19 protein-coding genes are annotated in these 18,538 nt (G+C 59.0%); 13 read left to right on the forward strand and 6 right to left on the reverse strand.

The genetic code is table 11. The features are described from left to right. Positions 1-12: 12 nt before the first annotated feature. Positions 13-1,344, reverse strand: coding sequence for a uracil-xanthine permease family protein (locus tag WMO45_RS10335; RefSeq protein WP_349140664.1), 1,332 nt, complete (start codon positions 1,342-1,344; stop codon positions 13-15). 298 nt (positions 1,345-1,642) lie between these two features. On the opposite strand from WMO45_RS10335, the gene secG reads away from it, so the two are divergent. From secG to nagZ, 3 genes are all read left to right on the forward strand, one after another. After that, positions 1,643-1,879 (forward strand): preprotein translocase subunit SecG, encoded by a 237-nt coding sequence (gene secG, locus WMO45_RS10340; protein ID WP_349140665.1) that lies wholly within the window; start codon positions 1,643-1,645, stop codon positions 1,877-1,879. Between the two features lie 93 nt (positions 1,880-1,972). After that, a complete protein-coding gene (gene rnr / locus WMO45_RS10345; RefSeq protein WP_349140666.1) occupies positions 1,973-4,033 on the forward strand; it encodes a ribonuclease R in 2,061 nt (686 codons plus the stop codon). Then, positions 4,030-5,301 carry a beta-N-acetylhexosaminidase gene (gene nagZ / locus WMO45_RS10350; RefSeq protein ID WP_349140667.1) on the forward strand — a complete coding sequence of 424 codons (1,272 nt, stop codon included), beginning with the start codon at positions 4,030-4,032 and terminating at the stop codon, positions 5,299-5,301. The genes rnr and nagZ overlap by 4 nt, the downstream gene beginning before the upstream one ends. A gap of 46 nt (positions 5,302-5,347) precedes the next feature. Here the strand turns inward: nagZ and WMO45_RS10355 are convergent, their stop codons facing one another. Next, positions 5,348-7,423, reverse strand: a complete 2,076-nt coding sequence (locus WMO45_RS10355; RefSeq protein WP_349140669.1) for a 5'-nucleotidase C-terminal domain-containing protein — start codon at positions 7,421-7,423, stop codon at positions 5,348-5,350. Positions 7,424-7,643: 220 nt separating this feature from the next. Here WMO45_RS10355 and WMO45_RS10360 point away from each other — a divergent pair, with 220 nt between their 5' ends. The 10 genes from WMO45_RS10360 to asnS all read left to right on the forward strand — a co-directional run bounded on the left by WMO45_RS10360 (position 7,644) and on the right by asnS (position 14,584). Further along, entirely contained in the window at positions 7,644-8,453 is an 810-nt protein-coding gene (locus WMO45_RS10360; protein ID WP_349140670.1) for a hypothetical protein, read from the forward strand. A gap of 98 nt (positions 8,454-8,551) precedes the next feature. Further along, complete coding sequence (locus tag WMO45_RS10365; protein WP_349140671.1) at positions 8,552-8,959, forward strand: hypothetical protein; 408 nt, start codon at positions 8,552-8,554, stop codon at positions 8,957-8,959. After that, a complete protein-coding gene (locus tag WMO45_RS10370) occupies positions 8,959-9,159 on the forward strand; it encodes a helix-turn-helix transcriptional regulator (protein WP_349140673.1) in 201 nt (66 codons plus the stop codon). The genes WMO45_RS10365 and WMO45_RS10370 overlap by 1 nt, the downstream gene beginning before the upstream one ends. Before the next feature lie 94 nt (positions 9,160-9,253). After that, positions 9,254-9,688, forward strand: coding sequence for a LytTR family DNA-binding domain-containing protein (locus WMO45_RS10375; RefSeq protein ID WP_349140675.1), 435 nt, complete (start codon positions 9,254-9,256; stop codon positions 9,686-9,688). Positions 9,689-9,703: 15 nt separating this feature from the next. Beyond that, on the forward strand, positions 9,704-10,546 hold the full coding sequence (locus tag WMO45_RS10380; protein WP_349140677.1) for a DUF3021 family protein: 843 nt from the start codon (positions 9,704-9,706) through the stop codon (positions 10,544-10,546). Then, the gene (locus WMO45_RS10385) at positions 10,547-10,834 is read left to right on the forward strand and encodes a hypothetical protein (protein WP_349140679.1); all 288 of its coding nucleotides are present in this window, start codon (positions 10,547-10,549) and stop codon (positions 10,832-10,834) included. 7 nt (positions 10,835-10,841) lie between these two features. Further along, complete coding sequence (locus tag WMO45_RS10390; RefSeq protein ID WP_349140680.1) at positions 10,842-11,117, forward strand: hypothetical protein; 276 nt, start codon at positions 10,842-10,844, stop codon at positions 11,115-11,117. Further along, the gene (locus WMO45_RS10395; RefSeq protein WP_349140682.1) at positions 11,114-11,620 is read left to right on the forward strand and encodes a hypothetical protein; all 507 of its coding nucleotides are present in this window, start codon (positions 11,114-11,116) and stop codon (positions 11,618-11,620) included. The genes WMO45_RS10390 and WMO45_RS10395 overlap by 4 nt, the downstream gene beginning before the upstream one ends. 83 nt (positions 11,621-11,703) lie before the next feature. Continuing rightward, entirely contained in the window at positions 11,704-13,104 is a 1,401-nt protein-coding gene (locus WMO45_RS10400; protein ID WP_349140683.1) for an APC family permease, read from the forward strand. A gap of 85 nt (positions 13,105-13,189) precedes the next feature. Continuing rightward, entirely contained in the window at positions 13,190-14,584 is a 1,395-nt protein-coding gene (asnS, locus tag WMO45_RS10405) for an asparagine--tRNA ligase (RefSeq protein ID WP_349140685.1), read from the forward strand. Between the two features lie 57 nt (positions 14,585-14,641). On the opposite strand, the gene WMO45_RS10410 is transcribed toward asnS, so the two are convergent. From WMO45_RS10410 to pstB, 4 genes are read right to left on the reverse strand one after another with little or no spacing between them, the layout of a single operon-like run. Further along, the gene (locus tag WMO45_RS10410; protein WP_349140687.1) at positions 14,642-16,369 is read right to left on the reverse strand and encodes a sensor histidine kinase; all 1,728 of its coding nucleotides are present in this window, start codon (positions 16,367-16,369) and stop codon (positions 14,642-14,644) included. Between the two features lie 14 nt (positions 16,370-16,383). Then, entirely contained in the window at positions 16,384-17,052 is a 669-nt protein-coding gene (locus WMO45_RS10415; RefSeq protein ID WP_349140688.1) for a response regulator transcription factor, read from the reverse strand. 12 nt (positions 17,053-17,064) lie between these two features. Next, on the reverse strand, positions 17,065-17,709 hold the full coding sequence (gene phoU, locus WMO45_RS10420) for a phosphate signaling complex protein PhoU (protein ID WP_349140689.1): 645 nt from the start codon (positions 17,707-17,709) through the stop codon (positions 17,065-17,067). A gap of 13 nt (positions 17,710-17,722) precedes the next feature. After that, complete coding sequence (gene pstB, locus WMO45_RS10425; protein WP_349140691.1) at positions 17,723-18,538, reverse strand: phosphate ABC transporter ATP-binding protein PstB; 816 nt, start codon at positions 18,536-18,538, stop codon at positions 17,723-17,725.

Genomic DNA, 18,538 nt, shown 5'->3' on the forward strand with positions numbered 1-18,538 from the left:
CCGGGCTTTTGATTACTTTTTCTCGTCTGGATCTTTGGGCAGCAGCAGGTTGAGCAGGATGGCCATGAGAGTGGCCACTACTACGGAAGAAGACCCGAATACCGTATTGACCCAAGCGGGGAATCCTTCCCCGCTCAAGCAGCCGGACACCTGGGTAATACCGACACCTAGGGCAACGGACAGGCCCACCACGGAGCTTTTGCGGGGAGTAAAGCCCCCTTCGGTGATCATACGGATGCCCGTCATGGTAATGGTGGCGAACACCGAAATGGTGGCGCCGCCGATGACGCACTGGGGAATGGTGGTGAGCAGGGAGGCAAACTTGGGCACCAGTCCGGCCACCAAGAGGATGAGGGCCGCCAGGGCGAAGACCGCACGGTTGATGACCTTGTTTACCGTAACGATACCAACATTCTGGCTGTAGGTAGCGGCGGGCAGACCGCCGAAGAAAGCGCCCAAAATGCTCATTACGCCCTGTCCTACGATGCCGCCGGACAGCTCCCGGTTGGTAGGCATACGGTCCATACCGCCCATGGTGGTGGAGCTGAGGTCGCCGATGGTCTGTACTGCGTTGACCACATAGACGATGCCGAGGGACACACAGGCGGCCGGAACGAATTTAATCTCGAACGGCATGAACCGGGGCAGGGCAAACCAAGCCGAGCTTCCCACGCCGGACAGGTCCACAATTCCCAAAAAGTAGGCGATGATGTAGCCTACAATCATTCCAATGAGGATGGCGCCCAGTTTGAAAATGCCCTTGGTAAAGTTGCTCAGAATCACCACTACGGCCAGTGTGATGAGAGCAACCACCCAGCTTTTCACATTGCCGAACCACTCGGTACCAGCACCACCGGCCATATATTTGACCGCTGTGGGATAGAGAGACAGACCGATGGTAAAGATCACTGTACCGGTGACCAGAGGCGGGAACAGGGGGCGAATCCATTTAACAAAGATGCCGAATACGATGGCCACGATGCCGCCCACGATTTCGGCGCCCAAGATGGTGGCCAGGTCAAATTCTGCGCCGATGGCCTGGAGGGTGGGGATGTAAGCGAAACTAATGCCCATGATGACGGGCAGACCCGCGCCAATGCGTCCGAAGATGGGGAAGAGCTGAAGCAGGGTGGCCAGAGCTGTCAGCACCAGAGAAACCTGGATCATCAGGATCTTGTCCGCTTCAGACAGGCCGCAGGTATTGGCGATCAGGATCGCTGGGGTGATAATGCCGACCACAGCGGCTACCACATGTTGCAGTCCAAGCGGGATCAGTTGTCCAGCCTGGGGGATGCCGCGCCACTGAAAGACCACATCAGAGCCGCGGGGAGTCGTTTTGTCCACTCCAATCACCTCACAAAAAATTTTTAGCACAAACTGTTTTTTTGTTTAATCAAACTATATACCATTTGCGCGTCCGATGCAAGTAAAATGTAATGAGGAAATGGAAAAAAAGACAGGGTATTTTTGTATAAAATGTCTGCCGTGGAGGCATGGCCAGCAGAGGAAAAATCAAAAAAACGCTTGCAATCAAGGGGGAAATGTGATACGATAAAAGCCACGTTTAAGGAGTGGCGCGGGATTTTTGCGCCCGGAGATAGAACAAAAACGCCCTGTAGCGGGGCCGAAAGGACGATGTAGCGTGAGTATCCCTCAGCTGATTTTGAGCATTGTGGACGTAGCTGCCGCGATTTTCCTGATTGCCGTGGTGCTGCTTCAGTCTGGTAAGAGCGCAGGCCTGTCCGGCGCCATCGCCGGTGTGGCGGACACCTTTATGGCCAAGAACAAGGCCAAGACCTGGGACGCCAAGCTGGCCAAGATGACCAAGTGGGTGGCCATCGGCTTTGTGGTCATTACGTTTGTAATGTGCCTGATCTAAACACGCGAACAAAACGCCTTCCCGGCCGGGAAGGCGTTTTTGTTTTTATATTAGTGTGTTATAATAGGAAAAAACGGGGAAAGGATTTCTTATATGAAACAAGAAAAGGAAGTCGGAGGGGTAACTGGCATTTATCAGGCCACCAGCCGCGGATTTGGCTTTGTGACGCCGGAGGGTGCCGTGGGTCGGGAAGAGGACTATTTTATCCCACCCCGGGCAGAGGGAGGCGCCTGGAACGGTGACAGAGTCCGAATCTGTCCCGAGGAAGAACAATCCGAAAGCGGCGCCAGGCGTACCGCACGGATCACCGCAGTGCTGGAGCGAGCCAACAAGACGGTGACGGGTGTGCTCAGCAAGCACAATCGGGAGCTCTGGCTCAAGCCGGACAGTGAACGCCTGCCCGGAGCCATTCAGGTAATGACCAAACGGCGGGGCATCCGGGCAGGGGATCGGGCTGCTGTGGCCATCGTGAGTTTTGGCGGCGGAAAGCGTCCTCCGATGGGGACCCTGCGGGAGGTATTTGGCCCCGCGGGAGACCGGGCCAGTTCCGTGGCCGCCCTGCTTTACCAGTATGAGATCCACCCGGAGTTCCCTGACGCTGTACAGGCAGAGGCCCAGGCGGCACCCCAGACGGTGGAGGCGGGGGCCTTGGATGGAAGGTTGGACCTGCGGGGAGAGACCATCATTACCATCGATGGGGCTGCCTCCAAAGATCTGGATGACGCGGTGAGCCTGAAGCGGGATGAACAGGGCTGCTGGGTTCTGGGGGTCCATATTGCCGATGTGAGCCATTATGTCACCGCCGGTTCTGCCCTGGATCTGGAGGCTTGGGAACGGGGGACCTCCGTGTATTTTGCCGATCAGGTGGTGCCCATGCTGCCCAGGGAACTGTCCAACGGCATCTGTTCCCTCAATCCGCAGGTAGATCGGTTGGCTCTGTCCTGTATCATGACGCTGGGAGAGGACGGAGCAGTGGTGGAGCACACCATTGCCAAAAGCGTCATTCGGACAACGGAGCGGATGACCTATGAAGACTGCAATGTGCTGCTGGCCCACGGGGACGACGCCCTGGCGGAGCGGTACAGAGATATCCTGCCCATGCTGGAGGCTATGGCGGCCCTGGCCAGAGTGCTGGAGAGCCGGCGGCGGAGGCGGGGAAGTCTGGATCTGGACACCCGAGAGAGCTATGTGGTGTGCGATGAGACGGGCACGCCGGTAGAGGTGCGTACCCGCACCCAGGGGGAGAGCGAGGCGCTCATTGAGTCCTTTATGCTGGCGGCCAATGAGTGTGTGGCCGAGCACCTCAACCGTCTGGAGCAGCCCTGTGTCTACCGGGTCCATGAAAAGCCCTCTCTGGACAAGACCGAGACGCTGCGGGCTATGCTGGCGCCCCTGGGCTATGACCTGAAGCAGGCCGACGGACCTTCGCTGCAAAAACTGCTGGATACGGCCAAAGGTACACCTGAGGAGGCTGCTGTGGCCATGATGGTGCTCCGCTCACTGATGAAGGCTCGGTATGATACCCAAAATCTGGGACACTTTGGGCTGGCGGCTCCTTATTATTGTCACTTCACCTCTCCCATCCGCCGGTATCCAGACTTAATGGTCCATCGTATTCTCACTGCTCTGCTGGAGGGAAAGCTTTCTGTCGGGACCGCCAAACGGCTGGCTGCAGCGGCGGAAAAGGCGGCCGTCCAGTCCTCTCAGCGGGAGCTGGCGGCTCAGGCCGCCGAGCGGGAGATCGAAAAGCGCTATATGGCCGAATTTATGCAGAGCCATGTGGGAGAGCACTTTACCGGCACGGTATCCGGCGTGACACGTTTCGGACTGTTTGTCCTGCTCTCCAGCGGAGTTGAGGGGCTGCTGCCGGTAGAGAATTTGCCCGGCCGGGGCTATCACTACGATGAGCTCCACCTTACCCTGAGCGAGGAGGGAGGACAAGAGCGCTATACCTTCGGCATGCCGATGGAAGTGGTTTGCGCTGCCGCCGACCCCTCCAGCGGACAGATCGACTTTGTCCTGCCCGGCAGTACGCTACAGGCACGCCCGACCCGCCGGGAGAGCAAACGGGAGAATCCGCCCACACCACGAAAAGAACGGCAGAAACGAGCCATGCATGTACCCAAAGGGCGAAAGGGACGAAAAAAGCGATGACAAAATGTAATTTTGTATTAGCTTTATTGCTTGGAGTATTTGTTTTTGCTGCCGGATGCAGCGTACAGCCCGATGCTGTTCCAACACCGAGTCCCACACCGGTGGTGACGGTTTCTCCTGAGCCTGTACCCGAACCCGAACCAACGCCTACTCCTGACCCAGCGGAGGAACGATTGGCCGGGCTGAGTGTGGAACAAAAGGTAGGGCAGCTCCTGGTGGCTGGAATCGAGGGGACGCAGCCGGGAGAGGACGCGGTGCAGGCCATACAGAACTATCAGGTGGGAGGCGTTATCCTCTTTGGACGAAATGTGGAGAGCGTCGGGCAGCTGTGTGCGCTTACCAATGGCCTGAAGCAGCTCAACGGGGAACATATCCCTCTCTTCCTTTGTGTCGACCAGGAGGGCGGCCGGGTGGACCGGATGCCGCCGGAAGTGGTTCGCACGCCCAGCGCTTGGCAGGTGGGGGAAACGTTGGATCCAGAGGGAGTTGGCACCGCCTATGGTGCGCTTTTGGCGGAGGAGTGCGAGGCGTTTGGCTTTAATGTAAATTTTGCTCCTTGTCTGGATATCTGGTCTAACCCTGAGAATACAGTCATCGGTGACCGGGCCTTTTCAAATGATGGGGAGTGGACGGCTCTGTTTGGTCAGTGCGCAGTGGAGGGAATCCAGAAGGAGAAAAATGTGGTTCCAGTGATCAAGCATTTCCCTGGCCATGGGGATACGGCGGTGGACTCCCATGAGGCGCTGCCTGTGGTAAGCAAGACGCTGGACGAGCTGAGGCAAAGTGAGTTAATGCCTTTTGAGATGGCGCTCCATCCGGAACGGTACACCGGGGGCACAGCTGCGCCTGCCGTTATGGTAGGACACATTCGGATGGACGGAGTGGACCCCAATGTTCCGGCGACCCTCTCCAACAAGGTGGTCACTAAGCTGCTGCGTGAAGAAATTGGGTTTGACGGGGTGGTGTTTACCGACGATCTGACGATGAAGGCCATCACGGATGCTTACGGTGTGGGTGACGCCGCCGTGCGGGCGGTGGAGGCGGGATGCGACGTGCTGTTGGTGTGCCATGGGGAAGAAAATCTGACACTGGCGCGCGAAGCCCTGCTGGAGGCTGTAGAGAGTGGACGGATCTCCGATGCACGCTTGGATAAGAGTGTGTGCCGCATCCTGAAACTGAAACAGATCTATGGTCTCAACGCTGTACTAGTGGAGACGCCTGATTTGGATGCACTGAATGAGCGGATCGAAACTCTTCTGGAAGCATAAAAGAAGCACCCCACATGTCAGCTGACACGTGGGGTGCTTCTTTGATTTACTGAGCGTCAATATAAACGGACAGCGCATCCAGACACAGGGTAGCGTCCTGTCGTGTAAGTGTGCTGTGGGGAAGGAAGAGATCCCCGCGTACTCCACTGGGGGGCAGCGCATTTGTACGGATACAAAATTCCACAGCCGGTCGAGCCCAGACGGAGATGTCACCGTAATCCAGCAGAGCAGTCAGCTCTGTACCAGTCGTGGGTGTGCTTATCCCAAGCCACCGGGCGTAATTGTAGATCATCACAGCAGCCTGTTCCCGGGTGACCGACTGGGAGGGGAGAAATCTGCCCTTTCCGTCGCCACTGACGATGCCATTTTCTGCTGCCCAGATCACAGCATCACTGCCTGTTACGTCCACAAAGGCAGCAGAGGCACCGGGCTGTGGGCGGCCTGCCAGGTCATAGAGCATAGTAACAAACTCCAGCCGGTTAAGCGAACCGCCATTGGAACTGGTGTAGAGAGTACACGTGCTCTCCCGTGCGGGGGAGAGGGAACCGTACTGTTCCGACTGGGCTTTGGCATAAGCGGCCAGCACGCAGGCGGCCGAGCCGCCTGAACTGCCGAAGCGCTCATCGGTGGCCGAACTCCAGGTTGGGATCACGTCCGGGAAATCAGCGGCGCTGTACCGGCAGGCCGGTACCGCTACCCGCAGAAGTGTCGAATCGTCTATCGGCACACCGTCACGGAGCAGGGGGCTGACTCGCTGGCCGGCTGAACCGGTCAGGTAGAGGTCATAGTCCAATCCATAAAGCAGGTCGGCATTTTTGCCGCCCGAGATGGTCAGATCCTGAGTAGACACAGTGTACTGCCCAGCTGAGGCGTCCAGCAGCGTCCGAAGCTGGTGGGCAGTCAATTCTACGACCACTATGGGGGAGTCGTCGGGCAGCAGGCGCGTGCAGTCACGCAGAGTGAGGCTGGTCTTTCCCGCGGCCATCCACTGTGCCACCGAGCCATTTTCCAGCAGGCCGGGGGAGAGCAGGGCTACATCAGCGCCAGAGGCCCACAGCATGGCACGTGCCACCAGGTCGGTGGTATCGGTCTGGGTATAGCAGGGACCAGCGCTGTCCTCCCAACTGCCGCTCAATACGGCCAGGGGTTGGAGCGCTTGGCGCTCAGTGGCAGCGTGGAAGGAGGAGAGCGTGGCAGACAGCGCCGGATCGCTTTCGTAGGACTCCAGCTCCAGCAGGTTGCTGGAGCCAAGCTTCACGCTTCCATCAGGTGAGAGAGTAACCGTGGTGCGGGTCAGAGCGTGACCGCCACCGTTGACATAGCTGACGGCCTCTCCGGCCGCATTTTGAAAGATTTTGGTATCGGCAATACCATGACCGCCCACCAGAAGGTCTATCCCGGTGGTCTCGGTAGCAAAGGCGGTTAATTCCGCGTCAGACCCATGACAGACCACCACGACCAGATCGCACGCCTCCTGCTCCAAAACGGGCTGCCAGATGTAGGTCCACTCCCAGGCGTAGGAGTTGGTAGTGTTCTGACTGTGGGAAAAGCACAGGCCGTTGTAATGAGAGGCGGGGACCTGCTCAGGGGCGTCCATAGCGCCCAGGCCAAGCACGCCCACACGGATGGTCTGCTCCCCGGCAGTCAGGGAAAAAATCTCATAAGGAGTATAGGCCGGAGCCTGGCTGCTGCGGTTGAGAATATTGGCCGAGAGCACCTTGGTGGTGCCTAGAGAGTGGAAAAACTGGGTCTGGTCTCCAGCGGCAAGCTGAAATTCTTCCCAGCCGGGAATCAGCGCGTCATAGCCGATGCCGGTCAGCGCAGCAGACACTGCACTGGACGAAGTAGTGGTCACTGAGCCTCCGGCATCCAGCAACAACACGTCATCCATGACCGAGCGCTCCTGCGTCATGGCTGTAGCGACCTTCAGATAGTTCTGCGGCGTATTCTGCCCCGTCAGCGGATCTGTATCGCTGGTACGGCCGGCCATATCGGCAGTGGTATAGATACCAAAGGTGACGCTCTCATTTTCAGGAATGACTGCCGCCGCGCCGCTTAACAGCAGGGCGGCGGAAAGTGTACCTGCCCAGATCAGCTTCCAGAATGGGGATTTATGTCGCATATTATATCGCCTCATTTCTCCCAATGGAGGGAACGATGTCTTCTTGAGGCAATTATACGTCCCGGCTTGGCGGGATGCAACCGGTGGGGGTACGATGTTAGGAAAAAGAAACATTCGTGGTATAAATAACCCTTAGAATTGCGAAAATGGGGGGCGACCGTCCGGATTCCGGAACTTCCTGAAAAAGAGACCGTCTAACAGAAAAAAGGAGGGAAGCAGCATGAAACGAACCCTATTGCCTACATGTTTGCTGTGCGTTGCCGTGCTGGCCGGGTGCAGCACGTCTGCCGGGACGGGTGAGATCCCTTCGTCCATGGCTCCGCAGAGCGAACCGCCGGCCAATGAATTGCCCGGCGTGGAGATGTGGCAGATGACCTGCCGCATTGTGGACGGAGCGGAGAGCGGCACCCTGCTGCTGGCGGAGGGTGAGGACGGCGTCTATAACGGCACCGGGATCTACACCTTTGCCGTGGGGGATACCCCGGTGTGGATTGACGGAGAGGAGAAAACCGCCGCCGACCTGGTGGACGGCATGCTGGTGACGGTGTATTGGAACGGCATGGTGGCCGAGAGCTACCCCGCCCAGCTGGGGGAGGTCTACTCCCTGCGGGCGGAGCGCAAGGACACCGACGACCGCTGCGGCCTTTACCTCCAGGTGCTGGAGGACCTGTGGGAGGTGGACTCCGGTCTGAATACCGACCTGGAGGAGCTGGCGGTGGACTTTTCGGAACTCACCGACCTGAGCGAAAGTGAAAAGGATGCCCTGGGCTGGGTCTTCGGCAATGCCCACGGCCTCATGCCCATCACCGGCACCTGGGAGGAGCTGGTGGAGCAGGGCTATATCGATGGGGAGGAACTGCTCTGGAACGGGAACGGCTGCCTGTTTACCCTCTCTGGCTCCGCTGACGATACCTTTCAGGCAGACAAGTGGGCCTCCGGCCTGGGAGCGTATTTCTTCGGCGATTGTACCGCCCAAATGGGAGAGGACGGCAGCTGGACCTACGCCGTGGGCTCTGAGGCAATTTCCTGATGTGATAAATTTCTCACATATTATCTTGACAACAGATTCGGCGTGTGATATATTCCTCACATAAGATACAAATATATCACATGAAGGAGCTGTATTATATGAGCCTGTCCAAACGGCTTTCTCTCACCCGTAACCGGCAGCTAGGCGCCCTGTGCTGGGCACTGATCTTGGCGGCCAGCCTGTGCGCCCGCTTTTTCCCGGTCCGGGGCCTGCCCTTTCCCGCCCGGGTGGCTATCGCCGTGGTACTGGGGGCGGCGGGCGTGGTGGTGGTGTTTACCACCCTGGGCCTGTTCACCGAGAAGGGGGATGAGCGCTCCGCCGAAAATGAGCGGCGGGCGGACGCCGCTTTGTTTACCCTGTTTTTCCTGGCGATGGGTGCGGGACTCTTCCTGCTTAAGGACGGGCGTACCTTCCTTGTGGGCAAAAGCGAACTGCTGGTGATTTTTGCCTCCATCTGCCTGGCCAAGGACCTGCTTTTCCTGGCCTATGAGAGGTGGTCAAACTGATGCTGGAGACAAAGATCAAGACGCTCCGGCAGGAGCGTGGGATGGACCAGAGCCAGCTGGCCCAGCTGGTGGGGGTGCGGCGGGAGACCATCGGCAGGCTGGAAAAGGGCCTGTATAACCCCTCCCTCAAGCTGGCCATGGACATTGCCCATGTGTTCGGACTCACCGTGGAGGAGGTATTCACCTTCCGGGAGGAATAAAAAACCGATTATCCCCCCAACGGGGCCGTCTGTCCGAAAACGGTGGACAGACGGTCCCTTTTTGGCTATATTGAGGGTGAAAGGAGGGGGCGGTATGAAGGTAGATATCCACATTCAGCCAGACTGTGGGGAAGTTTCGGTGGCCATCACCGCTCCCGCCCTCACCGACGAAGTCAAGGCTCTGGCTGCCCGGCTCCAGGGCGGCGGAGTCCTCACAGGCTGGCGGGGGGATATGGCCATCCCCCTGGCGGCAGCGGACATCCTGCGGTGCTATGGGGAGGAGAAGGGAGTGAAGGTCCAGACCACTCGGGAGGTGTACGACCTGAAGGAACGGCTCTACGAGCTGGAGAGCAAATTGGACCGGCACACCTTTGTGCGTATCTCTCACTCCGAACTGGTGAATCTGGAACAGATCACCGCCCTGGACCTGTCCCTCACCGGCACCATCCGCATCACCTTGGCGGGGAACACGGTGTGTTATGTTTCCCGGCGGTATGTAAAGAAGATTAAGGAGGCCCTGGGGCTTTGAACGGAGGGAATTCCCATGACGCACAGACAGAAGCAGTGGCTGGTCCGGATCCTCATTGGCGGGCTCATCGGCATAGCTGTCCTGATCCCGGTAGGCGGGCTGTTCAATGATCTGGTGAGCGGCGGTTTCCTATTTTTTATGGGGAGCCTCACCCACTTCCGGCTGGTGAGTTATGACCTGGAGCGGCTGGCCGGCCCTGCCGCTCTGGCGGTCCAGCTGGGGCTCTACTTCCTGATGGGGGCGGTGGTGGGAGTGTCCACCCTCCCCTTTGCCGACGATGGCGCCACTCTGGTTCGCCGCTCTCTGGCCCACTTTGCCGTCACCGCCGGGGCTTTGGCCCTGATGGTGTGCCTGTGCGGCTGGAACTGGGGAGAGCCGGTCGTCTTGCTGGTATACCTGGTGCTGCTGGCAGGGGTCTACCTGCTGATTTGGGTGGCCCGGTGGGTGGGCTGGTACGCCGAGGTGGCCGTCATCCGGGAAAAGCTGGGGCTGCCTCCCGGTCCCTCCCCGCTGAAGTGGAAGGAGACCCTGCCCTATATCCCCTTTGCCCTGGGCTTGTGTCTGGTGCTCCCCGCCCTGCTGCGGGCGCTTGACGCGCCTGATGTTCCGGTGCTGTCCGGGATCCTCTACCCCATGCTGATGGCGGTGGGATGCTTCTTTTCCGGTATGTTCCTGGCCAGACGCCAGGGTTTCTGCCTCCTGTATCCCGTGCTGTGCGGTCTGTTCCTCATCCCAACAATGTTCTGGCTGTATAATGTTTCTGCTCTGCCCTATGCCGCTGTGGCGTTTCTGGCGGCCCTGATAGGTGAGGTGCCCGGCCTTGCACTCAAAATGGCAAGGGAACGGAAGGAGGAGTGAATGAACAGACTATATCTGATGATGCTAGGAGGTTCTCCGATCCTGGGTGGCCTGCTAGGGTCAATGGCACTCACGCTGTTGATAGGGCGGCTGACCCGGCGGCAGTACCGGTTGCTCCGGCTGCTTCCCCTGGGCCTTTTGGCCATCCCTCTGATCGTTGCCGGGGATCAGTACCTGACGAAAAATTTGTTCTGGGAGCTGGGTGTACTGTACTCAGCCGCCGTGGGCGGGGCCATCTTCCTGGGCTGGCTGATGGGGTGGAGCTTCTGCCTGAGGAAGGGAGTGTGATGAAAGCGTGGAGATACTTGCGCTGATGTTTTGGGGGCCTCTGGTCGGGACGCTGGCACTCACCCTGCTGATCGGGCACTTGACCAAACGGCGGTTCCGGCGGCTTGCCCTGCTCCCTCTGGGTCTTCTGTTGATCCCCCTGGTGGAGGGCATACACGAATGGCGGGCAGGCGGGCTTTTCCGGGAACTGGTTCCTCTCCTGTGGGGAATGATCGGCGGGGCGATCTTTCTGGGCTGGCTGGCGGGCTGGAAATTCTGCCGGGGAAAGGAGAGAGTACCGTGAAAAAGAGCATAAAGCTGTACAATGTCCTGCTGCCCATCTGGATTTTGTATTTCTTTCCGCAAGTGTTGCTCATCACCCTGCCGGGGAACCTGCTGATCGACTGCGCGGTGCTGCTGATCACCCTGGCGGTTTTGAAGCACACCGAGAAAAAGACGGTGCTGAAAAAGCTCTGGTGGAAGTTCTGGCTGCTGGGTTTTCTGGCTGACTTTATCGGGGCGGTGTTCCTTTTCGGCTTCTGGTATCTCTCCCTGCTGCCGGAGCCCGTCGGCCCTTGGGTGGATCAGGTGGTCTCCGATGCCTTCCTCAACCCCTTCCGCACTCTGCCCGGCTTCCTGTATACCCTGGCGGGAGTGGCCATAGCCGGTGTGTGTATCTACTTTTTCGACAAACGGGCCATGAAGTCCTGCCCTCAGCTGGACAAACGGCAGCGGCACATCGTTGTTCTGACCATGGCCATCGTCACCGCCCCCTGGACCTTTTTGATCCCCCTCTATATCGGTTGAATTGTCGGCTCGAGGGACAAGGCTTGAAGCTTTGTCCCTCGGGCATTATAATGAGGACAGATCAAAGAGAACGGGGGATGGGCATGGGCAAAAGCATTAGCTATTTCGGCCTTGTGGCCATGGGTGTGGGGTGTATGCTGGGCACCAGTTGGCTGCTTCTTACCGGTACCTGGCTGGAGACGGCAGGAGGGCCGCTGAATCTGGCGGTGGCATTTCTGCTGTGCATCCTCATCGAACTGCCTTTTGCCTTTGCCTATATGGAGGCCATCCCCATGCTTCCACTGCCCGGGGGCGAGGTGGTGTATTCCTGTGCCGCCTTTGGCCCACGGGGCGGGTTTGCTGTGGGCTGGGCGGGCATTTTGATGAACTCCATTGTATTTTGCTGGGTAGATCTGGCGGCCATATCGCTGCTGGACGCTCTGTTTCCTGTTTTGGGGGAGAGCATGGTGCTCTACCGGACGGGGGAGTTTGCTGTGACGCTGCCTAACGTGCTTCTCCAGCTGGCTCTGGCGGGCGGAATTTTGTGGGTTCAGGTCCGGGGAGCCAATGTGTGCGCCTCTCTGGCCAAGTTTGCCACAGTGGTGTTGCTGGTGATGTGCGCGGTGGGGCTTGCCATCTGCATCCCCCATTTTGACCCCGCCGTATACGCCACAGATGGGGGAATGGAATTCAATTTCTCCGGCTCGGCGGCGCTGCTGTCCCTGCTGGTGTTCTCAGTGGCCGGGTGGGAGACGGTGTCCAAGGCCGCAGCCGACGCCACCGGACCCGCCGCACGGAAGGCGGGGGCGGCCCTCATTACCTGCCTGCTGCTGGTGACCGGGCTTTTGTGCCTGGTGTCCACCGTGGTGGCCGGGTGCATGCCCTGGACTGAGGCGGTGGAGTGTACAGCGCCCTTTGCGGATGTGCTGGTGGGCATCACCGGTGTGCCGGCAGTGCGGGTATTGCTGTTGGGTACCGCGTTTGTGGGAGCGGTGGGAGTGATGAACTCCACCCTCTATTCTTCCGCCCAGATGCTCTATGGACTGGCCAAATTCGCTATGGCCCCCCGGGCCTTTGGCCAACTGCATCCAAAGTATGGGACGCCGGTGCGCAGCATCTGCTTTGCTGCGGCACTGGTGTTGGTTATCCCTTTTACCGGAAAGCTGTTTTTCCTGCCGCTGATCAACATTGCATCTCTGGCCACCATTGTCATGTGGGTGATGACCTACGCCGCAGTACTCCGCCTGCGGCGTATCCGGCCTGATCTGCGCCGGCCGGTGTCCATGCCCGGCGGGCGGATCACGGCGGTGCTGGGGGCGGCGGCATCCATCTTCTTGGCGGGCAACCTGCTGCTGCCCATGAGTCCGGGAGGGCTGGACGGGTTGGAGTATGCTCTATCTGCACTGCTGGCCGGGGTGGGCGTGCTGCTTTACCTGGGCCGGGACCGTTCGGTCTCCCGGCAGGAGCAGGAAAAGCTGATTTTTGGGGATGCTTTGCGCCGGTAATTGGCTGCGACCCCTTGCAAAATCGGGGAAAAATGATATACTACTACCCACTGAGGCTATTTTTTACGAATCGAGGGAATAGAGCATGGAACGCACAAAGATCGCACAGCTTTTTGCCGACCGGGAGCAGCTGGGCGGCCAGGAGGTCACCGTCTCCGGCTGGGCCCGCACGATCCGGGACATGAAGGGCTTTGGTTTTATCGAGCTCAACGACGGCTCCTGCTTCAAGAATCTGCAGATCGTCCTGGATGCCAGCGTATTGGACAACTATAAGGAGATTGCCGGACAGAATGTGGGCGCCGCGCTCACGGTCACCGGTACCCTGGTGCTGACCCCTGAGGCCAAGCAGCCCATGGAGGTAAAAGCGGCCTCCGTGGTGGTGGAGGGAACGTCCACGCCCGACTATCCGCTGCAGAAAAAGCGCCACAGCGTGGAATATCTGCGCACCATTCAGCACCTGCGGCCCCGTACCAACCTGTTCTCCGCCGCCTTCCGGGTGCGCTCCGTGGCGGCCCACGCCATCCACACCTTCTTCCAGGACCGGGGCTTTGTGTACGTTCACACCCCCATTATCACTGCTTCCGACTGTGAGGGCGCCGGTGAGATGTTCCGGGTAACCACCCTGGATCTGGAGAACCTGCCCCACACCGAGGACGGCAAGGTGGATTACAGCCAGGATTTCTTCGGCAAGAGCGCCAACCTCACCGTTTCCGGCCAGCTCAACGCCGAGAACTTCGCCATGGCCTTTGGCGATGTGTACACCTTTGGCCCCACCTTCCGGGCCGAGAACTCCAACACCCAGCGCCATGCCGCCGAGTTCTGGATGATCGAGCCGGAGATGGCCTTCTGCGACCTGAAGGGCGATATGGACGTGGCCGAGGCGATGATCAAGTTTATCATCAACACCGTGCTGGAAAAGTGCCCTGACGAGATCAACTTCTTCAACTCCTTTGTGGACAAGGGCCTGAAGGAGCGGCTGGAGCACGTGGCGTCCTCCGATTTCGGCCGGGTGAGCTACACCGAGGCGGTGGAGCTGCTGAAGAAGAACAACGACAAGTTTGACTACAAGGTGGAGTGGGGCTGCGACCTGCAGACCGAGCACGAGCGCTATCTCACCGAGCAGATCTTCAAAAAGCCGGTGTTCGTCACCGACTATCCCAAGGAGATCAAGGCTTTCTATATGCGCCTCAACGACGACGGCAAGACCGTGGCCGCTGCCGACTGCCTGGTGCCCGGCATCGGCGAGATCATCGGCGGCTCCCAGCGTGAGGAGCGTCTGGACATCCTGGAAGCCCGCATCCAGGAGCTGGGCATGAACCCCAAGGACTACTGGTGGTACTGCGACCTGCGGCGGTACGGCGGCTGCAAGCACGCCGGCTACGGCCTGGGCTTCGAGCGGATGGTGATGTACCTCACCGGCATTTCCAACATCCGTGACGTGCTGCCTCATCCCCGTACCGTGGGCAACGCGGATTTCTAAGACAGAATCATTGGATCAAAGAAAAGGACGGCTGAAAATTCAGCCGTCCTTCTTTGTTTACTGCGCAAGAGGCAGGGCCACGGTAAACGTGGAGCCCTTGCCCACCTCGCTCTCCAGCGAAACGGTGCCGCCGTAGAGCTGGGTGATGTGCTTGACGATGGCCAGACCCAAGCCGGTGCCGCCGTGCTTGCGGGCCCGGCCCTTGTCCACCCGGTAGAATCGTTCAAAGACCCGGCTCTGGGCTTCGGGCGGAATGCCGATGCCGTTGTCCCGCACGGAGATAACCACCTGGTGGTCCTGCTGGAGAATGGTGGTATCCACTTTGCCGCCCTTCTCGGTATACTTGATGCCATTGCTCATCAGATTGAGCAGCAGCTCTTTCAGGCGGCTCTGAGGCACTGCCACCTGGGCGGAGGTGCCGGAGACCGTCAGGGTAATATCGGCGGCCTTGGCGCTGGGGGCAAGCAATGCAGCCGCATCGTTGGCCACAGTCAGGGCGTCGGAGCGCTCCTCACACTGGTCAATGGCCACCGACTCCAGCTCGGAGAGCTTGAGGATGTCGTTGATCAAGTCGATGAGCCGGTCTACCTCTACGCCGATCATGGTGATGAAGCGTTTCTGATCCTCCGGAGAAGCCACCATGCCGGAAGAGAGCATATCCGTAAAGCCCTTGATGCTGGTCAGCGGAGTTTTAAGCTCATGGGAGACGTTGGCGGTAAATTCGCTGCGGATACCCTCCGCTTTCTTGAGCTCCGTCACGTCGGAGACAAGGATAGAGGTACCCACGTCCTGTCCCTCATATTGCCGGCCGGATACAGGGGAGACGAACAGACGCAAGCTGCTGGCATCCTCGGTGAGGGCGTCCACATCCAGCACCACCGAGGCGTGCTTTTCCCGGCATTCCTGAATGGCTTCCCGCAGGCGGCGGCTGCGGGTGAGCAAAAGTGCCCCGTCATCCTCACTGTTTTCGGGGAAGCCGAAGAGGGTGCGGGCCGCACGGTTGATGGCCAGCACGTTGCCCGATGCATCCAACAGGATGAGGCCCTCGTCCATACAGTCCAGAATAAGGCTGACCTTATCCCGTTCTGCGGTGATGGATTGGATATAGCCGCCCAAACGCTCCATCAGCTTGTCGATGTAGCGCAGGATGGGACGCAGCTCATCGTCGGTCTGATAGACGTCCAGCCCGGGCGTATTGGTGCCGTCCAGAACGCCTTGCAGGGCATTGCCTACGGCATTCAGGGGTTCCACCACTCGATTCGCGGTACGCCGGGCCAGCACCAGAGCCAGAAGCAGCGCGGCAGCCGAGGCAATGAGGAAGCCCCATACGCCGTTCCAGACCAGACCGTCGATAGAGGCAAGCGGCATGGAGGCCCGGCCTACCATGCCGTCGGCAAAGCGCTTGGCCACATAGAGCATGGAGGTGTTCAGCGTGTCTGAGTGTCGCACCGCCTCTCCCCAGCCGGTGGCAGAGGCTTCCGCCACCTCGGGACGGTTGTTGTGATCTTCCAGATTCTCAGGGTTGGCCTCGGTGTCCGCCAGTACCGTACCGTCGGTGTCGATGATGGTCAGACGCTTGTCCGGCGCGGCCTGACTAAATTGCCGGGCAAGTTCTTGAGGATCCGTGTCAGCGCTCTGGGCATCCATCAGAATAAGCAGTTCCTGCAGCGTGCTGCGGGCGGCCTCCATTTCCCGGCTGCGGAACAGGAAGATTCCCATTACGTTGGAAATCAGGAGGGCGCACACCACCGTCAGCAGTGTGGCGCCGATAATACGCTTTTTCATGTAAGTTCCTCCAACTAGGACATTTTATAGCCCACGCCGCGGACGGTGGTGATAATGTCCTCGCCCAGCTTCTGACGCAGGGCCTTCACGTGCATGTCCACTGTACGGGTCTCACCGGTATAGTCATAGTCCCACACGGCCTGCAGGATCTCGTCCCGGGTGAGGGCAACACCCCGACGGGTACACAGCAGGCGCAGCAGCTCAAATTCCTTGAAGGTAAGTTCCACCAGTTTGCCGTCCTTACGTACTTCACGGGCAGCAGGGTCGATTTCCACGTTGCCCCAGGTGAGCACCCGGTCGCCCCGGCGCTCCGTGCGGCGGAGCACGGCTTTGACCCGGGCCTGCAGTTCCATGATGCCGAAGGGTTTGACTACATAGTCATCTGCGCCGCTCTCCAGGCCGGAGACACGATCCATCTCCGCGGAGCGGGCAGTGAGCATGATGACGGGAATGTCCGAAGTATCCCGGTCTTCCCGCAGGCGGCGGAGGATTTCCAGTCCGTCCATACCGGGCAGCATAATATCCAAAATATACAATGCGGGTGAGGGCTGACCGGGCTCTCCGGAAAAAAGAGCCTCGCCCGATTCGTAGACCCGTACACCGTAGCCTACCGACTGAAAATAATAGCGGAGCATCTCACGGATGCTCTCATCGTCCTCCACGACCACGATGGCCTTGGACATTGGATCACTTCCTTACCCCAGAATTTCACCTGTCACACAGAAAATAGCCCACTGGGCGATGTTCACCGCGTGATCGGCAATACGCTCCAGGTACTTGGCAATGATGATAAGGTCGATGGCCTGGTCCGCTTCCTCACGGTTTCCTACGATGAGCTCCACCAGTTCGCCCTTGATGGTGCGGAACAGTTCGTCCACTTCGTCGTCCAGGCTGATGACTGCACGGGCCGCGTCGGTATCCCGGTTTACATAGGCGAAGATAGCACGTTTCACCATTACGCCGGCTTTCTGGCTCATGGTACGGATGTCGGCCAGCGTGCGGGTCTGCTTTTGCTCCTTGAGCAGCAGAGAGATTTCAGCGATGTTGGAACATTGGTCACCGATGCGCTGCAAGTCCGTGACCATCTTCATGGCCGCAGAGATGGTGCGCAGGTCCCGGGCCACCGGCTGCTGCTGAAGCAGCAGACGCAGGCAGCGGTTTTCGATATCCCGCTCCATCTGATCCATGCTGCGGGTCATCTCAATGGCGTTTTTTGCTGCGGTATCGTCGGCGGAGGCCAGGGATTCGGTGACGACGTCGATGGCGTCCTCCGCGGCGGCGGCCATGTCGATCATTTCATAGTTGAGCTCCTGGAGCTCTGCGTCAAAGGTTTTTCTCATAGCCTGCTCCTTTTTAACCAAACCGTCCGGTGATGTAGTCCTCGGTGCGCTTGTCTTTGGGCATGGAGAACAGCTGAGTGGTGTCGCCGAACTCGATAAGCTGACCCAGCAGGAAAAAGGCGCATTTGTCGGACACACGGGTGGCCTGCTGCATGTTGTGGGTGACGATCACGATGGTATACTGATTCTTCAGATCGGCGATCAGATCCTCAATCTTGGAGGTGGAGATGGGGTCCAGAGCGGAAGTGGCCTCGTCCATGAGCAGAATATCGGGCTCCACCGCCAGGGCACGGGCAATGCAGATACGCTGCTGCTGGCCGCCGGAGAGGCCCAGAGCGGACTTCTTCAGCCGGTCCTTCACCTCGTCCCAGATGGCCGCACCCTGGAGAGACTTCTCCACGATATCGTCCAGTTGGCTCTTGTTTCGAATGCCATGCGTACGGGGACCATAGGCAATGTTGTCATAGATAGACATGGGGAAGGGATTGGGCTTTTGGAATACCATGCCGATCTGTTTGCGCAGCCAGGTCACGTCCACACTGGGATCGTAGATCTCCTGGCCGCGGTATTGTACGCTGCCGGTGATCTTGATGCCGGGGACCAGGTCGTTCATCCGGTCCAGAGTCTTGAGGAAGGTAGACTTGCCGCAGCCGGAGGGGCCGATCAGGGCAGTCACTTGCTTTTCCGGAATATCAATGCTCACATTTCTCAGCGCCTGAGCCTGACCGTACCAGAGGTCCAGATTTTTGGCCGCGAGAATGGTCTGCTCCGTGCCGGCGGAAGAGGTATCCGGCTGGGCCTTGTTCAGGCGAATGCTGTTGTCATCCAT

The sequence above is a fragment of the Flavonifractor hominis genome, assembly GCF_040095835.1.
Classification (GTDB): Bacteria; Bacillota; Clostridia; order Oscillospirales; family Oscillospiraceae; genus Flavonifractor; species Flavonifractor hominis.

Coding starts and splice junctions, on each gene's coding strand:
- rnr (WP_349140666.1), top strand. CDS start 1,973: ATGAAACAAGAAAAGGAAGTCGGAGGGGTAACTGGCATTTATCAGGCC.
- WMO45_RS10365 (WP_349140671.1), top strand. CDS start 8,552: ATGAGCCTGTCCAAACGGCTTTCTCTCACCCGTAACCGGCAGCTAGGC.
- WMO45_RS10355 (WP_349140669.1), bottom strand. CDS start 7,423: ATGCGACATAAATCCCCATTCTGGAAGCTGATCTGGGCAGGTACACTT.
- WMO45_RS10380 (WP_349140677.1), top strand. CDS start 9,704: ATGACGCACAGACAGAAGCAGTGGCTGGTCCGGATCCTCATTGGCGGG.
- phoU (WP_349140689.1), bottom strand. CDS start 17,709: ATGAGAAAAACCTTTGACGCAGAGCTCCAGGAGCTCAACTATGAAATG.
- WMO45_RS10410 (WP_349140687.1), bottom strand. CDS start 16,369: ATGAAAAAGCGTATTATCGGCGCCACACTGCTGACGGTGGTGTGCGCC.
- WMO45_RS10370 (WP_349140673.1), top strand. CDS start 8,959: ATGCTGGAGACAAAGATCAAGACGCTCCGGCAGGAGCGTGGGATGGAC.
- asnS (WP_349140685.1), top strand. CDS start 13,190: ATGGAACGCACAAAGATCGCACAGCTTTTTGCCGACCGGGAGCAGCTG.
- nagZ (WP_349140667.1), top strand. CDS start 4,030: ATGACAAAATGTAATTTTGTATTAGCTTTATTGCTTGGAGTATTTGTT.
- WMO45_RS10400 (WP_349140683.1), top strand. CDS start 11,704: ATGGGCAAAAGCATTAGCTATTTCGGCCTTGTGGCCATGGGTGTGGGG.
- pstB (WP_349140691.1), bottom strand. CDS start 18,538: ATGGATGACAACAGCATTCGCCTGAACAAGGCCCAGCCGGATACCTCT.
- WMO45_RS10415 (WP_349140688.1), bottom strand. CDS start 17,052: ATGTCCAAGGCCATCGTGGTCGTGGAGGACGATGAGAGCATCCGTGAG.
- WMO45_RS10360 (WP_349140670.1), top strand. CDS start 7,644: ATGAAACGAACCCTATTGCCTACATGTTTGCTGTGCGTTGCCGTGCTG.
- WMO45_RS10375 (WP_349140675.1), top strand. CDS start 9,254: ATGAAGGTAGATATCCACATTCAGCCAGACTGTGGGGAAGTTTCGGTG.
- WMO45_RS10385 (WP_349140679.1), top strand. CDS start 10,547: ATGAACAGACTATATCTGATGATGCTAGGAGGTTCTCCGATCCTGGGT.